The organism is Marinobacter sp., from assembly GCF_041690455.1.
Lineage (GTDB): Bacteria > Pseudomonadota > Gammaproteobacteria > Pseudomonadales > Oleiphilaceae > Marinobacter.
This window is the reverse complement of the sequence record NZ_JAWLHI010000030.1, coordinates 18,680-33,830: the sequence shown is the minus strand read 5'-3', so window position 1 is coordinate 33,830 and position 15,151 is coordinate 18,680. Positions and strand designations below refer to the sequence as shown.

Annotated in this window: 17 protein-coding genes; 12 read left to right on the top strand and 5 right to left on the bottom strand. The window is 57.6% G+C overall.

Annotated elements, in window-relative coordinates; genetic code table 11:
* Nucleotides 1-71 precede the first annotated feature (71 nt).
* Entirely contained in the window at nucleotides 72-1,760 is a 1,689-nt protein-coding gene (locus ACESMW_RS09175; RefSeq protein ID WP_372986739.1) for an ABC transporter permease, read from the top strand.
* Between the two features lie 25 nt (nucleotides 1,761-1,785).
* Here the strand turns inward: ACESMW_RS09175 and ACESMW_RS09170 are convergent, their stop codons facing one another.
* Together ACESMW_RS09170 and ACESMW_RS09165 are read right to left on the bottom strand one after the other, a co-directional pair.
* Complete coding sequence (locus ACESMW_RS09170) at nucleotides 1,786-2,271, bottom strand: thioesterase domain-containing protein (RefSeq protein WP_372986738.1); 486 nt, start codon at nucleotides 2,269-2,271, stop codon at nucleotides 1,786-1,788.
* 143 nt (nucleotides 2,272-2,414) lie between these two features.
* Nucleotides 2,415-4,082, bottom strand: a complete 1,668-nt coding sequence (locus ACESMW_RS09165) for an AMP-binding protein (protein WP_372986737.1) — start codon at nucleotides 4,080-4,082, stop codon at nucleotides 2,415-2,417.
* Between the two features lie 264 nt (nucleotides 4,083-4,346).
* On the opposite strand from ACESMW_RS09165, the gene ACESMW_RS09160 reads away from it, so the two are divergent.
* The 3 genes from ACESMW_RS09160 to ACESMW_RS09150 all read left to right on the top strand — a co-directional run bounded on the left by ACESMW_RS09160 (nucleotide 4,347) and on the right by ACESMW_RS09150 (nucleotide 7,096).
* Nucleotides 4,347-5,321, top strand: coding sequence for an ABC transporter substrate-binding protein (locus ACESMW_RS09160; protein WP_372986736.1), 975 nt, complete (start codon nucleotides 4,347-4,349; stop codon nucleotides 5,319-5,321).
* Nucleotides 5,322-5,389: 68 nt separating this feature from the next.
* A complete protein-coding gene (locus ACESMW_RS09155; protein ID WP_372986735.1) occupies nucleotides 5,390-6,292 on the top strand; it encodes an ABC transporter permease in 903 nt (300 codons plus the stop codon).
* A gap of 9 nt (nucleotides 6,293-6,301) precedes the next feature.
* Nucleotides 6,302-7,096, top strand: a complete 795-nt coding sequence (locus ACESMW_RS09150) for an ABC transporter ATP-binding protein (RefSeq protein WP_372986734.1) — start codon at nucleotides 6,302-6,304, stop codon at nucleotides 7,094-7,096.
* 68 nt (nucleotides 7,097-7,164) lie between these two features.
* On the opposite strand, the gene ACESMW_RS09145 is transcribed toward ACESMW_RS09150, so the two are convergent.
* Nucleotides 7,165-7,980: a DUF6160 family protein gene (locus ACESMW_RS09145; RefSeq protein WP_372986733.1), complete on the bottom strand. Its 816-nt coding sequence runs from the start codon at nucleotides 7,978-7,980 to the stop codon at nucleotides 7,165-7,167.
* A 591-nt stretch (nucleotides 7,981-8,571) separates the two neighbouring features.
* Here ACESMW_RS09145 and ACESMW_RS09140 point away from each other — a divergent pair.
* Complete coding sequence (locus tag ACESMW_RS09140; protein WP_372986732.1) at nucleotides 8,572-10,710, top strand: adenosylcobalamin-dependent ribonucleoside-diphosphate reductase; 2,139 nt, start codon at nucleotides 8,572-8,574, stop codon at nucleotides 10,708-10,710.
* Between the two features lie 28 nt (nucleotides 10,711-10,738).
* Entirely contained in the window at nucleotides 10,739-11,437 is a 699-nt protein-coding gene (locus ACESMW_RS09135; protein WP_372986731.1) for an NrdJb, read from the top strand.
* Nucleotides 11,438-11,698: 261 nt separating this feature from the next.
* Here ACESMW_RS09135 and ACESMW_RS09130 read toward each other — a convergent pair whose 3' ends face one another.
* Nucleotides 11,699-11,953, bottom strand: a complete 255-nt coding sequence (locus ACESMW_RS09130) for a BrnA antitoxin family protein (protein ID WP_227513253.1) — start codon at nucleotides 11,951-11,953, stop codon at nucleotides 11,699-11,701.
* Entirely contained in the window at nucleotides 11,946-12,257 is a 312-nt protein-coding gene (locus ACESMW_RS09125; RefSeq protein ID WP_372986730.1) for a BrnT family toxin, read from the bottom strand. Before ACESMW_RS09125 ends, ACESMW_RS09130 begins: the two co-directional genes overlap by 8 nt.
* A gap of 151 nt (nucleotides 12,258-12,408) precedes the next feature.
* Between ACESMW_RS09125 and ACESMW_RS09120 the strand changes: the two genes are divergently transcribed.
* The 6 genes from ACESMW_RS09120 (at nucleotide 12,409) to ACESMW_RS09095 (ending at nucleotide 14,784) form a co-directional block, all read left to right on the top strand.
* Nucleotides 12,409-12,810: a GFA family protein gene (locus ACESMW_RS09120; RefSeq protein ID WP_372986729.1), complete on the top strand. Its 402-nt coding sequence runs from the start codon at nucleotides 12,409-12,411 to the stop codon at nucleotides 12,808-12,810.
* 69 nt (nucleotides 12,811-12,879) lie between these two features.
* Entirely contained in the window at nucleotides 12,880-13,419 is a 540-nt protein-coding gene (locus ACESMW_RS09115) for a type II CAAX prenyl endopeptidase Rce1 family protein (protein WP_372986728.1), read from the top strand.
* A gap of 70 nt (nucleotides 13,420-13,489) precedes the next feature.
* Nucleotides 13,490-13,720: a ChaB family protein gene (locus ACESMW_RS09110; protein ID WP_372986727.1), complete on the top strand. Its 231-nt coding sequence runs from the start codon at nucleotides 13,490-13,492 to the stop codon at nucleotides 13,718-13,720.
* A 136-nt stretch (nucleotides 13,721-13,856) separates the two neighbouring features.
* The gene (locus ACESMW_RS09105) at nucleotides 13,857-14,099 is read left to right on the top strand and encodes a type II toxin-antitoxin system Phd/YefM family antitoxin (RefSeq protein ID WP_372986726.1); all 243 of its coding nucleotides are present in this window, start codon (nucleotides 13,857-13,859) and stop codon (nucleotides 14,097-14,099) included.
* The gene (locus ACESMW_RS09100; RefSeq protein WP_372986725.1) at nucleotides 14,096-14,359 is read left to right on the top strand and encodes a Txe/YoeB family addiction module toxin; all 264 of its coding nucleotides are present in this window, start codon (nucleotides 14,096-14,098) and stop codon (nucleotides 14,357-14,359) included. Before ACESMW_RS09105 ends, ACESMW_RS09100 begins: the two co-directional genes overlap by 4 nt.
* Nucleotides 14,359-14,784, top strand: coding sequence for a GNAT family N-acetyltransferase (locus ACESMW_RS09095; RefSeq protein WP_372986724.1), 426 nt, complete (start codon nucleotides 14,359-14,361; stop codon nucleotides 14,782-14,784). The genes ACESMW_RS09100 and ACESMW_RS09095 overlap by 1 nt, the downstream gene beginning before the upstream one ends.
* Nucleotides 14,785-15,151 lie beyond the last annotated feature (367 nt).

The following is a 15,151-nucleotide window of genomic DNA, read 5'->3' as shown; positions in this document are numbered from 1 at the left end:
CATTGCAGCGCAACTGGCAGCTGACTACAATCCTCAATCTTTCTCAGTTCCATTTGACAGACGGGAGCATTATGACCGAGGCCGTAACCGCCGCTGATCCGGGGCTCACTCAGCCCTTGCTGGCAAAACGCGCTTCCCGTCGCTGGATCATTTCCGCCGCCCTGATTACCGCCATTGTGGCGCTCCCTGTACTCTCGGTGATCTTCCTGGCCTTCTTCCCGGAAGAGAACATCTGGCCCCACCTCATCGACACCACCCTGCCACGCTACCTGTGGACCACCATCCAGCTGATGGTCGGTGTGGGCGCCATCACCCTCGCAATCGGTCTGTCCAGCGCCTGGGCAGTGACAATGTGCGAATTTCCGGGGCGCAAGTTCTTCGAATGGGCCATGCTGCTGCCCTTTGCCGTTCCGGCTTACGTAATTGCCTATGTCTACACCAGCCTGCTGGACTACGCCGGCCCGGTTCAGCGGACCTTGCGCGACTGGTTTGGCTGGCAGAATGCCTCCGATTACTGGTTCCCTGAGATTCGCAGCCTCGAGGGCGCCACGTTGATGATCGGCCTGGTGCTCTACCCCTATGTTTATTTGCTGGCCCGGGCCGCCTTCCTGGAGCAATCGCCGTCCCTGTTTGCGGTCAGCCGCAGCCTTGGCCATTCCGCGCTAAGCACCTTCTTCCGGGTGGTCCTGCCCATTGCCCGGCCCGCTGTCGCCGTCGGCCTTTCCCTGGTGCTGATGGAAACCCTGAACGATTTCGGCACGGTCGATTTCTTTGCTGTCCAGACCCTGACCGCCGGGCTTTTTGATACCTGGATGAACCTGGGCAACCTGGGCGGAGCCGCGCAGATTGCCACCACCATGCTGGTGTTTGTGGTGATTCTTGTAACCCTCGAGCGCTATTCCCGCCGCCGTCAGCAGCAGTATGCCGCCCGCGACAACCGGGACCCGATCCGCCGCTTTACCATGTCCTTTCCCCGGCAGCTGATCTGCGTTGTTGTGTGCGCCATTCCGTTCATCCTCGGCTTCGTGGTGCCTGCCGGAACGCTCGGCCTGTATGCCTGGGAATATTTTGAAGAGAGCTGGAATCCGGACTTCGTCCAGAACACCCTGAACAGCCTGTTCCTGTCCAGCGCTGCTGCCCTGACCACCCTGCTGATCGGCGTCATCCTCGCTTACAGCCGGCGCCTGCATAACACCCGGGGCATGCAGATTCTGATGCGGCTTTCCAGCCTGGGCTACGCCATGCCGGGCGCGGTACTGGCGGTGGGTGTGATTGTGCCCCTGGCGGGCTTCGATAACTGGCTGGACAGCCTGATGCGCAACACCTTCGGTGTCAGCACCGGCCTGCTGCTCAGCGGCACTGCATTTGCGCTGGTGTTTGCTTACACCGTCCGCTTCCTGGCGGTATCCGCCGGAAGTGTGGAAAGCGCCCTGCAAAAAATCACGCCGAGCATGGACATGGCTTCCCGCTCACTGGGCTACACACCGGGCAAGACCCTGATGAACGTGCATCTGCCGATGCTCCGGGGCACCCTGCTGACCGCCGCCCTGGTGGTGTTCGTGGATTGCATGAAAGAGTTGCCGGCTACGCTCATCCTGCGGCCGTTCAACTTCGAGACCCTGGCGACCTATGTGTACCAGTTCGCCTCGGACGAGCGCCTGTTCCACAGCGCCCTGCCCTCATTGATCATTGTCCTGGCGGGCATCGTGCCGATCATCCTGATGAGCCGCTCCATCTCCAACACCCGGAGCATTGCCTAGGACTAAGCGGCCTTCAATTGCGGAATTAAAGGTCCACCCGGGACCGCACATCCTGAACCACAAAACGACCCTGGAACACCGCCACCGGATCAGTCTTCGGCAGTACCGTGGGCTCACCGCAGAACACTTCAGCGGTCAGATCCAGCCGCCCCTTGCCATGGCGGGCAAGACTCTTGCGGAAGCGCTCGGGAATCTCCTCCCCGGGCAAACGGCACACCACATAGAAATCGCTGGTGACCGGTTCAAGGTAATCGATGTTGCCACTCTGCACGACCACGGCGCCTCTCAGTCCGAGATCCGCGAGGGCGAGCTCGGTGAGGCTCCAGGCCGCGGTTACCGCGGCGGAATAGACACTGCCGCCAAAACCGGTGCCCTGGTGGTTGCGGTTGGGCTCAAGCGGTGCGCTCAACACCAGCGCATGACCGTCCCAGGAATGCAGCTGGATACCCAGCGCACGGGACAGGGGAATATCTTCGTTGATTCGTTTCTGGAAAAGGGCCAACTGGGTCATAACTTCCTCCTGACTAACAGAAGTTTAGGCCCGAGCCGTCGTTTTCAACATGCGACTAACGTCGGCCAGATACAGCCAGATATAGAAAGGGCCCGGGAAATTCCGGGCCCTTTCGTTGGAGCGATGGTGCGGTCAACCGCGGTTTATTGCCAGATAACCGGCTGCTTCTGGGCGTACCAGTTGTCCACCTTCTCCTGGTAGGCATCCTCCACCACGTTCCGCTTGAGCTTGAGCGTCGGAGTCAGGAAGCTGTTCTCGATGGACCATTCGTCACTGACCACGGTAATGAACGCTAGTTGCTCGTGGGGATCCACGGTTTTGTTCACTTCCCGGATCAGGTTCTTGAAGCTGTCTTCCAGCTGTTTGCGGTAGTTCTCATCTGCGAGCTTCGGCCGGGCCTCCTCGCCGAGCATCACCAGGGCATGGGGCTGGGTCTGGTTGGCACCGGACACGCACACCATCTCGATGGCGTCGTGGGACATCAGGCGGTTCTCGATCGGCGCGGGCGCAATGTACTTGCCCTTGCTGGTCTTGAAGATCTCCTTGATGCGGCCGGTCAGTTTAAGGCGCCCCATCTCGTCGATCTCGCCCTTGTCGCCGGTCTTCAGGAAGCCATCCTCGGTAAAGGTTTCCCGGGTTTTCTCCTCATCCTTGTAGTAGCCCATCATGGTGGCGGGGCTCTTGACCAGCACCTCACCTTCCTCGCTGATCTTCGTTTCCACACCCGGCAGTGACTCGCCCACGTACCCGGTGCGGGCCCGACCCGGCTTGTTCATGTGGGAGTAGGCAAAGTTCTCGGACATGCCGTAGCCTTCAAGCAGCTCCAGGCCCAGGTTGCGGTACCAGTCCAGCACATCGTGGGACAGCGGCGCGGAGCCACTGCCGGCCAGCTTCACCTTGTCCAGGCCCAGGCCCTTGAGCACCTTCTTCTTGATCAGCCGGTTCACCAGCGGAATCTTCATCAGCCGGTCCATCTTCTCCTTCGGCAGCTTCTGCAGCACACCGTGCTGGAACTTCACCCACAGGCGGGGAACCGAGAGGAACAATGTGGGCTGCGCCCGTTGCAGGTCCTGGACAAAGGTATCCAGGGATTCCGCAAAGTACAGCTGGAAGCCGGAATACAGCGAGCCCAGCTCCACAAAGGTGCGCTCGAACACGTGGGCCAGGGGCAGATAGGACAGCATCCGCTCGTTCGGGCCGACACCCAGGGTCTCGATGCCACCGGCCGCGGCAAACGCCATGTTGTTGAAGCTCAGCATGACGCCCTTGGGCCGGCCGGTGCTGCCGGAGGTGTAGACGATGGTGGCCAGCTCTTCCGGATCACGCTGAACGTTCTCCTCCAGCGGCGGGTACTTGCTGACAATATCGTCCCAGGTTTCGAAATCGTTGGGCGGGCTCAGCGGGTAGGAAATGCAGCGCACCGACTCGGGCACGCCGGGCTTCATCATGTCCCAGTCATCCAGCTTGCCGACGAACAATACTTCGCACTCCGCATGGTTAAGGATGTAGTTGACGGTGTCCGAGTTCAGCGTGGGATACAGGGGAACGGAAATGTGCCCGGCCATCCAAATGGCCCAATCCGACATGACCCACTGGGCGCAATTCTTGGAAATGATGCCCACCCGGCTCTTTTCCGGGAGGTTCAGGGATTTCAGATAGGCCGCCATCCGGCGCGCCTCTTCCACCGCACGACCCCAGGTGTACTCCACTACCTTGCCATCGCCCACGGGCTGGGTCATGTAGAGGTCGTTCTTCTTCGCCTTCTCCCAGTGATAGACCATATCCAGGGGAAGTTTGTTTGTTGTGTCCATGGACCTTCCTTATGCGTCACAGTGCTTTTAATTATTCGCCTTATCAGGCGTATTATTAGACTTTCGTAGGGTATTTCAACACACATCGGCCCGTCAAAACGTGACGGGCGCAAAACAATTAGAAATTACAACTTCTTCGGGCAAAAACCTCTCAGCCTTCAAGATCCCCTACCCCCTACGGCCCCGGGCTGTGATAAACTCACGCTCTTTCCGGACGTCAGACCCGACACACCTGAAACCATTAAAAAACTCGGAGATGGGTATATGGCCAAGAGAACTCTGCGCACTCTTCTGGGTGCCTCCCTGCTGGCAGCGGCAAGCCTGGTACAGGCCCAGGAAGCCAAGACGGTTGCCATCACGCAGATCGTCGAACATCCGGCTCTGGACGCCGTTTACCAGGGCGTGAAGGACCAGCTGGCCGAACAAGGCTACAAGGAAGGTGAAAACCTGACCGTGATGCACGAGAGTGCCCAGGGCAACTCCGCCATTGCCTCCCAGATCGCCCGCAAGTTCGTCGGTGAGAGCCCGGATGTGATCGTGGCCATCGCCACGCCTTCCGCCCAGACCGTCGCCGCAGCCGCCCGCAATATCCCGGTCGTGTTCTCCGCTGTTACCGATCCGTTAGGCGCCAAGCTGGTCAAGAGTCTGGAAGCACCGGGCGCCAACATCACCGGCGTCAGTGACATGCTGCCGCTCGACAAGCATCTGGACATGCTCCAGCGCGTGATGCCGGATGCCAAACGCATCGGTACCGTCTACAACCCGGGTGAAGCCAACGCCGTTTCCCTGGTCAACATGCTAGAAGAGCGCCTGGCCGCCCGTGGCCTGGAGCTGGTCAAGGCTGCCGCAACCAAGACCTCCGAGGTTCTGGGTGCCGCCCGTTCCCTGGTGGGTGAAGCCGACGCCATCTACCTGACCACCGACAACACCGTGATCAGCGCCGCCGAGGCAGTGCTCTCCGTGGGCGAGCGTGCTGATATCCCGGTGTTCGCCGCTGACACCGCTACCGTTGAGCGTGGCGCCGTGGCCGCTCTTGGCTTCAACTACTACGAGCACGGCCGCCAGACCGGCAAGATGGTCGTCCGCGTGCTCGAAGGTGCGGAAACCGCCACCATGCCCGTTGAAACCATGGACACCCTGGACCTGTTCGTGAACCCTGCCGCCGCCGAGCGTATGGGTATCACCCTGTCCGAAGATTTCGTCAAGGAAGCGAAAGAAGTCGTCAAATCCGACAAGTAAACGCCCAGACCAATACGGGCGGACCCCACAAGGGCCCGCCCGTTTTTCTTTCACAGTGAATACTACCCATGCTCAGTGAAATCGCTTTTTACGGCGCCCTGGAAACCGGCCTCATCTATGGCCTGGTCGCCTTCGGCATCTACATCTCTTTCCGCGTTCTCGACTTCCCCGACCTCACCGTTGACGGCAGCTTCCCGCTGGGTGCCGCCGTGGCCGCCATGCTCATTATCGCTGGCTGGAATCCCTGGATTGCCACCGGTGCGGCGGTGCTCGCCGGCATGGCAGCCGGCGCCGTCACCGCGTTGCTTAACGTCAAGCTCAACATCCTGAACCTGCTGGCCTCGATCCTTACCATGATCGCCCTGTACTCGGTGAACCTCCGGATCATGGGCCGGCCCAACGTGGCCCTGTTGACCGAGGAAACCGTGCTCACCCCCTGGTACGAACTGGATCTGGCCTACCACCAGGTGCCGGTGCTGTTGTTCGTAGTGGTGGTCTTCATCTCACTGATCCTGCTGTGGCGTTTCATGAAATCCGAAACTGGCCTGGCGATGCGTGCCACCGGTGCCAACCCCCGGATGGCCCGGGCCCAGGGTATCGCCACCGGCGGTATGATCGTTCTCGGCGTTGCCCTGTCCAACGGCCTGGTGGGTCTGGCCGGCGCGCTGTTTGCCCAGAGCCAGGGTGCGGCGGACGTCACCATGGGTGTAGGCGTGATCGTCATCGGCCTGGCTTCCCTGATTGGCGGAGAAGCCCTGGTCACACCCTCCACGGTTGTCCGGGCACTGATAGCCTGCGTGGTGGGCGCCATCATCTACCGCCTGGCCATCGCCTTCGCCCTGAACGCCGACGTGCTGGGCCTGCAGGCACAGGATCTGAACCTGATCACCGCCGTGCTCGTAACCCTGGCCATCGTATTGCCGGGCGTGCGTAACTCCGTAATCGGCAAACTCACCCGCAAAAAGGCCTGAGGAATCGACATGATCAGTGCAAGCGATCTCCGACTGACTTTTGGCAAGGGAACGCCGCTGGAAAACCCGGCACTCCGAGGCATGAGCCTGACCGTGAACCAGGGTGAATTTGTCACCGTGATCGGCAGTAACGGCGCCGGCAAATCCACCTTCCTCAACGCCCTCGCGGGCGAAGTGATTGTGGACACCGGCCAGATCATCGTGGACAACCAGGATGTCACCCGGCTGCCCACCCACAAGCGTGCGGCAAGGGTGGCCCGGGTGTTCCAGGACCCCCTCGCGGGCACCTGCGAGAACCTGTCCATCGAGGAAAACCTGGCCCTCGCCATCAAACGTGGCCAGCGCCGAGGGCTGACCTCAGCGGTTAAGAGGCAGTTTCTCGGCCAGTTCCGGGAAAGCCTCTCCTCCCTGAAACTGGGCCTGGAGAACCGCCTGGGCGACAAGATGGGCCTGCTCTCCGGTGGCCAGCGCCAGGCCGTGAGCCTGCTGATGGCCAGCCTGACGCCTTCCAGCATCCTGCTGCTGGATGAGCACACCGCTGCCCTGGACCCGAAAACCGCCGCCTTCGTGCTGGAACTGACGGAAAAGATCATCGAGGAGCAGAAACTCACTGCCCTGATGGTCACCCACAGCATGAAACAGGCACTGGAAGTCGGCACCCGCACGGTGATGCTGCACCAGGGCCAGGTGGTATTCGACATTGCGGGCAAGGAACGGGAAGGTCTGGAAGTGAAGGACCTGCTCGGGCTGTTCGAGCAACAGCGCGGCCTGGAAGTGGATGACGACAGTTTGCTGCTGGGCTGAATCGGCTGATATAGAAAAAGGCGGGAATGGAAACTCCCGCCTTTTTTATGCCATCAAGACACGGGCGGTCAGTGACCGTATATGCGCATCGCGGTGTTGGTAATCGCCAGGTTGTCCAGCGCCACCGAACCAATCGATGTACCGCCGATCAACACGCCACCAATCCGCATATCCGCCGTGAAGTTGTCCATCTCCACTGCCAGCGCTTCCCCGCCGGCCGCATTGGTATCCTTGAAGATGTCCATATCGACGCTGGCAAACAGTCTTAGTGGCTGGGGAGCAGACAGGTCATAATCGGCCCCGGTGAGCTCGAGATCCCGGATCCCTAACGCCAGGAAGGGTACGTCGAAGTCCAGGTCGTCGATGGCGAAATCGGTCAGAAGGTTGAGCCTGTCCGTGGCTGTGTCGATGCGGATTGTTCCGGAGCCGATCAACGCATCCATCCGGAAATTATCCATGACCGTGGTAGTCTCGCCGCCCTGGCCGACCAGGTTCCAGGCACCGGTGGCGATGGTGAAATCCACCGCTCCAAAGGACATAGGCAGGATGTTTATGATGGCATCGCCGTCACTGGCAATATCGATGTTGATCCGGATGTTGTCGAGCTTGTCACTCGCCGGCTGGCTGGTGATGTTGGTCCCCAACTCCGAAAAGTAGTCGGTCCGATTACCGCCACCCACAAAGATGTCGTTGATCTCCAGCGACCCCTCATCCGTGTAGATGAACCGATCGATATTCAACCTGGTTTCCAGCTCGATGGTCACACCGGCCTGGCCGGTGATGTTACCCATGGCGTTCTCATCCAGGCTCCGGATTTCCGCCAGGGCAGCGGCGGGCACGCCTGCCACGCTGAGCGCCAGTATAGAAAGTTTCAGGCCTTTCATTGTTTCGTCCTTTTTATAGTCGTTATCACTTCCTGTGGGCCACTGCGCTACTACGACGCCACCCGCTAACTTTAGCGACACGTCCGTCGAGGGTACGTGCAGGAGTCACAAAACATGCAACTCTGAATTATTGGCATCATTTGACTGAATTCTGACCACAATATGTAGTGTTTTTGAGCAATCTTTCCCAAGACCCCGTTTTTACGCGGCTTTCGGTATTTTCAAGCCCTCTTCCATTGATTTTCTTTGCCCCGCACCGTCAATCAATAGTTGCGTTCTTATTCACTCAATACTATATCCTGTTATACTCCTTGGAAAATAAGCCCATATATAGGGCCACAAGGACAAAACGGACCTGCCCACCCGGCAGGCGCGAGAAGGCCTCAGCCAGGGCTGCCGCAACGATCACACAACGGGAACGGCCATCAACGGCTGGCAGGGAAGACCCCCACATCTTGTGGTCTTCTTCCCTATTCGCCCAAGCCGGGCCCGCAAGACACAGAAACTGACAGACGCAACACGACTCAAAGGGGTATGGCACCGGCGACGGCGCCATCGAAAAGAGACATACTGGAAGAACCGAGGGTGGCAATGAACGCTAAGGCACAGGCAGTGATCACAACGATTCCCATGCAGGAAGCTTCACTGGATATCTGGAGCAGCAAATACCAGCTCAAGACCAAGACCGGTGAACCCGTCGACAAGGACATCAACGCCACCTACGAACGTGTGGCCAAAGCCTTGGCGGAAGTGGAAAACAAGTCCGTGCGCACCAAGCACATGAAGGACTTCATCTGGGCCCTGCAGAACGGCGCCATCCCGGCCGGCCGCATTACCTCCAACGCAGGCGCGGAAGCCCACAAGCCGGCTACTTCCACCATCAACTGCACTGTCTCCGGCACCGTCCATGACTCCATGAACGACATCCTGGAGAAGAACCACGAAGCGGGCCTGACCCTCAAGGCCGGCTGCGGTATCGGTTACGAGTTTTCCACCCTGCGCCCCCGTGGTGCTTACGTAGCCGGCGCCGGCGCCACCACCTCCGGCCCGCTGTCGTTCATGGATATCTTCGACCGCATGTGCTTCACCGTGTCCTCCGCCGGTGGCCGTCGCGGTGCACAGATGGCCACCTTCGACGTTCACCACCCGGACGTGATCGAGTTCATCCAGGCCAAGCGTGAAGACGGCCGCCTGCGCCAGTTCAACCTGTCCCTGCTGATCACCGAGGACTTCATCGAAGCGGTGCGCAACGGCGATGACTGGCACCTCTCCTTCCCTGTCACCCAGAAGGAAGTGGAAGACGAAGGCCTGGACCTGAGCGATACCTCCCAGTACCTGTACCGCGATTTCCCGGTGCAGGACGGGTACGTGGTCAACGATGAAGGCAAGGTTGCCTGCCGCATCTACAAGACGGTCAAGGCCCAGTTCATCTGGGACACCATCATGACCAGCACCTACGACTACGCCGAGCCGGGCTTCATCCTGATCGACAAGGTCAACCAGATGAACAACAACTGGTTCTGCGAGGACATCCGCGCCACCAACCCCTGCGGCGAGCAGCCCCTGCCCCCGTATGGCAGCTGCCTGCTGGGCTCGGTGAACCTGACCAAGTTCGTGGAATACCCGTTCACCGACAAGGCCAGCTTCAACTACGAGAAATACCGCAAGGTAGTGGGCATCTTCACCCGCATGCTGGACAACGTGGTTGAGATCAACGGCCTGCCGCTGGCCGAGCAGCGCCACGAGATCACCCACAAGCGCCGCCACGGCATGGGCATCCTGGGCCTGGGCTCCACCCTCGCCATGCTGCGCATGCCGTACGGTTCTGACGAGTCCGTACAGTTCACCGAGGAAGTGGTGCGTGAGATGGCCGTGGAAGGCTGGCGCCAGTCCCTGGCCCTGGCCGAAGAGAAAGGCCCGGCGCCGATCATGGAAGAAGAGTTCGAAATTACTCCGAAGATGATGACCAAGTGCCCGGAACTGGCCAAAGAAGGCTACAAGGTGGGCGACATCCTCAAAGGCAAGCTGCTGCACGCCCGCTTCAGCCGCTACATGCAGCAGATCGCCCACGTGGAGCCGGAGCTGGTGAAGCAGCTGGCCGAGAAAGGTGGCCGCTTTACCCACCACACCTCGATCGCGCCCACCGGCACCATCAGCCTGTCACTGGCCAACAACGCCAGTAACGGCATCGAGCCGAGCTTCTCGCACCACTATGCGCGTAACATCATCCGCGAAGGCCGCAAGACCAAGGAGAAGGTAGACGTATTCTCCTTCGAGCTGCTGGCCTACCGCCACCTGGCGAACCCGGGCGCCATGCCGTTCTCCGAAGACGAGGACAAGAAACTGCCGTCCTACTTCACCACCTCGGACGACGTAACGCCGAAGCAGCACGTGGACATCCAGGCAGCCGCCCAGAAGTGGGTAGATTCCTCGATTTCCAAGACGGCCAACGTTCCGACAGACTTCGCATACCAGGACTTCAAGGGCATCTACCTGTACGCCTACGACAAGGGCCTGAAGGGTTGCACAACCTTCCGCTTCAACCCGGAAGCCTTCCAGGGCGTACTGGTGAAAGAGAAAGACCTTGAGAACACCCTTTACGAGTTCACCCTGGACGATGGCAGCAAGGTGACCCTGCGCGGTAACGAACAGGTCGAGTACGACGGCGAAATCCACAACGCCGCCAACCTGTTTGATGCGCTCAAAGAAGGCACCTACGGCAAGTACTGATCCGGGAACCGACAACAGGACAACGAACATGACAGTCAAAATCAGCAACAAAATCGTCGGCTACCGCGTTAAGAAGGCCGAGACCGAAACCCCGAACGAGCACCAGGCGCAGGTACAGGCAGAAACCAAGCCGGTCCAGATGAACGAATACATCGAACGGCCGGACTTCCTGCTGGGCACCACCTACAAGATCAAGCCGCCGGTGGCCGAGCACGCGATGTACATCACCATCAACGACATCCTGCTCAACGAAGGAACGGACCACGAGAGCCGCCAGCCCTACGAAGTGTTCATCAACTCCAAGTCGATGGAACATTTCCAGTGGGTTATCGCCCTCACCCGCGTCATCTCCGCGGTGTTCCGCAAAGGCGGTGACGTGACCTTCCTGGTGGAAGAGCTGCGCTCCGTGTACGACCCCAACGGCGGCTACTTCAAGAAAGGCGGCGTGTTCATGCCCTCACTGGTCGCCGAAATCGGCGCCGTGATCGAGAAGCACCTGAAGGCCATCGGCCTGCTGGAAAGCGAGGAAATGAGCGAAACCACCAAGCGCATCCTCGCCGAAAAGCGCGCCGAGTTCGAAGCCAGCCAAAGCACGGCCACGAATGACGACACCAGCAACGACTACCCCGCCAACGCCACCATGTGCGGCAAGTGCAGCACCAAGGCGGTGATCGTAATGGACGGTTGCGCCACCTGCCTGGCTTGCGGTGATAGCAAGTGCGGTTGAGGTGATTGAGTGGTGAGTTAGTAAGAAGGCCCGGAGTGAGAACTTCGGGCCTTTTTGTTTGGGGTTGGGGATTGAGTGACCGGGGCCTGTATTCGTGTGAACGGTTCGTTGTTACGCGATGATATTGCGGTTTCTTGGCGCAACTGACTGGTAATCTACTGATTTTAAGTTACTCAGGAATGACGTACTTGTGAGGCGTACAAATGAAGGGGTCAGGTTTCACCAATCATGAATACGTCTGTCGAATACGCTGTTAGCACCTCAAGTCCGACGGCTATCGTTTACATCATCCGCAAGCCAAGCCTTGATCAGCGATTGATAGGGCATATCCCGTTTGTTGGCTTCGATTTTGATCCGATCAAGCAGAGTTTCCGGCAGCCGAAGTGAAATCGTCTTGGTAGAGGGTTTCAGTTTCGGGAACGAAGCCGGCTTGGCCTGGCTCCAGTCCAGGTAGTCGGTGGAATCGTGGGTTTCCCAGAATTCCCGTTCTTCTGCTTCAGTTTTGAACTCAGGCATCTTTTTTGGTTTGCTCATAAACAGCCTTCTCTTTTCGGTGCATGTCGCGAGCGGAAATCACCCTAATCAGCGTACCGTTCTGCCTCAGTGTGAACGTGATGTGGAGTAACCTCTCATCATCGGTTTCACCAAGGGCATGAAAACGGGCCTCAGTCTGGCTGTGTTTGGAGTCTTCCAGCACCAGAAGCGGCTCATTAAAGAAAATTTCTTCCGCCTCGGACTGGTTTACGCCATGTTTCTCCGCGTTTTTGCGGGAGTTACCTTGGTCCCAGTCAAAGCCAGTAACTTGTGCCCAATTGATCATAAAAGTATATTATCAGCATATACGCTGGAATCAACAAGTGCTAAGCAATGCAGGCACGGCGACGCCCACTACATTGCGCCTTTGGCTCCATTGCGTGGGCGCGCATGCTGCAGGCGTTGAATTTCAGCCAGTGGCCATGGAAGCAGTTCTGATGACTGATCATTTAGGTTCTTGTCTGTGCGGCACCGTGAGCTTTGAGGTAAAAGGTGACTTCGACAGTTTTTACCTGTGTCATTGTCTGCGCTGCCAAAAAGATACGGGTTCTGCTCATGCGGCAAATCTGTTCTCACAGTCAGCTAAATTGATCTGGCAGTCGGGTGCAGATGCTGTGACTTCCTTTACGCTTCCAGGCACTCGTCACAGCAAAAGCTTTTGTAAGTTGTGTGGTTCAGCATTGCCAAGCACTCAGATCGCAGGTTTGCTCGTCGTTCCCGCAGGGTGTTTGGACACTGAAATCTCTATGTTGCCAACTGCGCACATATTTTCATCCAGCAAAGCTACTTGGGATGGGGAGTCAGGGGACGTGCCAAAATTCGAGGGTCTGCCAGAGTGAGCGACCATCACATAGCAAGTGACTGCACGAGAAAACCGGAACAGATCTGTTTTCTGAATCCGAAACCCTATGACCTCACCAAAGCCTGTAAAGTACCTCGGTAACAACCTTGGCCAGGGTTTCCTGACCTCCCCTTTTCAGGCCCCATTGAAGGCCTGGGCCCTGATACCAGTGTTCGCAATCATTTCGGTATCCGTTGGTTTTGGAGCCGGCTTATTTCAATTCGGGTGGCTGGATTCGCCAATCACTCCCCTGCTCCCGATCATACTGTTCGTGTTCCCGTCGCTGCTCGAAGAAGCCTTCTTCAGGGGCGTACTTATACCGAGAAACATCCTGGCCTCGGGGCACGTAAAGGCTGCCTGGAGTGTGGCAATCAGCACACTGGTCTTCGTTCTTTGGCATCCGTTCAATGCGCTGGCGTTTAACCCCACCGCTATTCCGCTTTTCCTGAATCCGTGGTTTCTGGTTATCGTAGGCGCTATGGGGGTTACCTGTGGCTACGCCTACGTGCTTTCCCGGTCTATCTGGGTTCCGGTGATCATTCACTGGGCAGCGGTAACGGTTTGGGTGCTTCTTCTTGGCGGCAGAAATCTTGTGCTGGAGTTGTAACCTTTTGCCGGCCCCGGGGACTGCCAGCTGCTAGCCTGTCACTGAGGGAAACGTTTTAAGGACGAGACCAATGCCATACGATAGCAATTCGGATTTACCGGCGAGTGTACGCAACAATTTGCCAGCCCATGCCCAGGAGATTTATCGCAAAGCGTTCAATTCCGCCTGGGAAGAATACAGCGATCCTGAAGATCGCCGTGGCCATTCGGGGCGGGAAGAAACCGCCCATAAGGTGGCTTGGGCGGCGGTAAAAAAGGAATACCACAAGGAAGGTGACAAGTGGGTGAAGGATAAAACCTGAGGATAGACCGGAACAAACCTATTTCCGCTCCGGGTGCATCAGCCCGATGCCCAGCCGACCAAGAGCTACGTTCGTCTTGACGTACGTACATAAAGGCGTACAATTGATCAAAAGTTGAACACACAAGAGGTGCGTCATGACCGGAATCACAGCAACTGAGGCGCGCAGCAACCTTTATCGGTTGATTGATGAAGCTGCCGAATCCCATCAACCAATCGTCATCACGGGTAAGCGGAACACAGCCGTCTTGATATCCGAAGAAGACTGGTCGGCAATTCAGGAAACACTTTACCTGCTCTCCGTGCCTGGTATGCGGGAGTCTATTCGTGAGGGGATGGATACCCCTGTGGATGAATGCAATGAGGAGCTGGACTGGTGACATGGAAGTTGGTTTACACCAAGCAAGCACAGAAAGACGCAAAAAAACTGGCCTCCAGCGGCCTCAAGCCAAAAGGCCAGGAATTGTTGGCACTGATTGCAGAAGACCCCTACCGGAAGCCACCTCCGTTTGAAAAGCTCATTGGTGATCTTGCGGGGGCCTACTCACGCCGGATCAATATTCAGCATCGCCTCGTCTACCAAGTGCTCGAGGAGGAGCGGGTAGTGAAAGTTCTCAGGCTCTGGAGCCACTACGAATAATGCGCATCAGGCCTGCCACCGCCGAGGATAGAATGGATGTCTTTTCGCTGGCCCGTTCCTTCCAGTCAGCTTTCTCCTCTCTTAAAGAGTTTGATACGACTTTTTGTGGACTACTCGATTCCAGGGATCACCGCATATGGATTGCCGAAGACCGTGGCACTGTCGTTGGCTGGCTGCACGCCTTCATCGCTTTACGAGTTGGAATTGGCCCATTTATAGAAATTGGAGGCCTCGTAGTTAAGGAAGACTACAGGCGTGGAGGAGTTGGCTCTGCGTTGGTTCACGAATCAGCTGAGTGGGCGAGATCGGAAGGAATGGCTCTCCGTGTACGCTGTCACTCGGAAAGAGAGGAAACTCATGGTTTCTACAAGGCCTTTGGCTTCAAGCTGCTTAAGCCACAATTTGTATTTGAACTTAACCGATAACGAGCCCTGCTCAATAAACCGGGACAGTTCTATTTTCCCATCAAACATGGATGATAAATGATCAACTGGCAGTATTTTCCTAAATCCGACGAAGCACCCCCTATCGTTTACACCGTAGTCGATGCGTTTGAAGAGGCTTCCAAAAGAATTGATTCATCCAAATTCGATCTGCCCAGTAATGACGTCCTGGCAGAAGTCTGTAGTTGACTCAAAGCTGCAGAATTTGACGTCGAAACCGGCAAGAAAAAATCCGAAAAAATTCTCGTACCAGTACTCTTTGGGCTCAACGGCAAGCCCGAAAAATCATTCGAAGCTGATGCATACCACCGACAAGAGGAGTTTGTGCTTGAGGTGGAGGCAGGTCGGG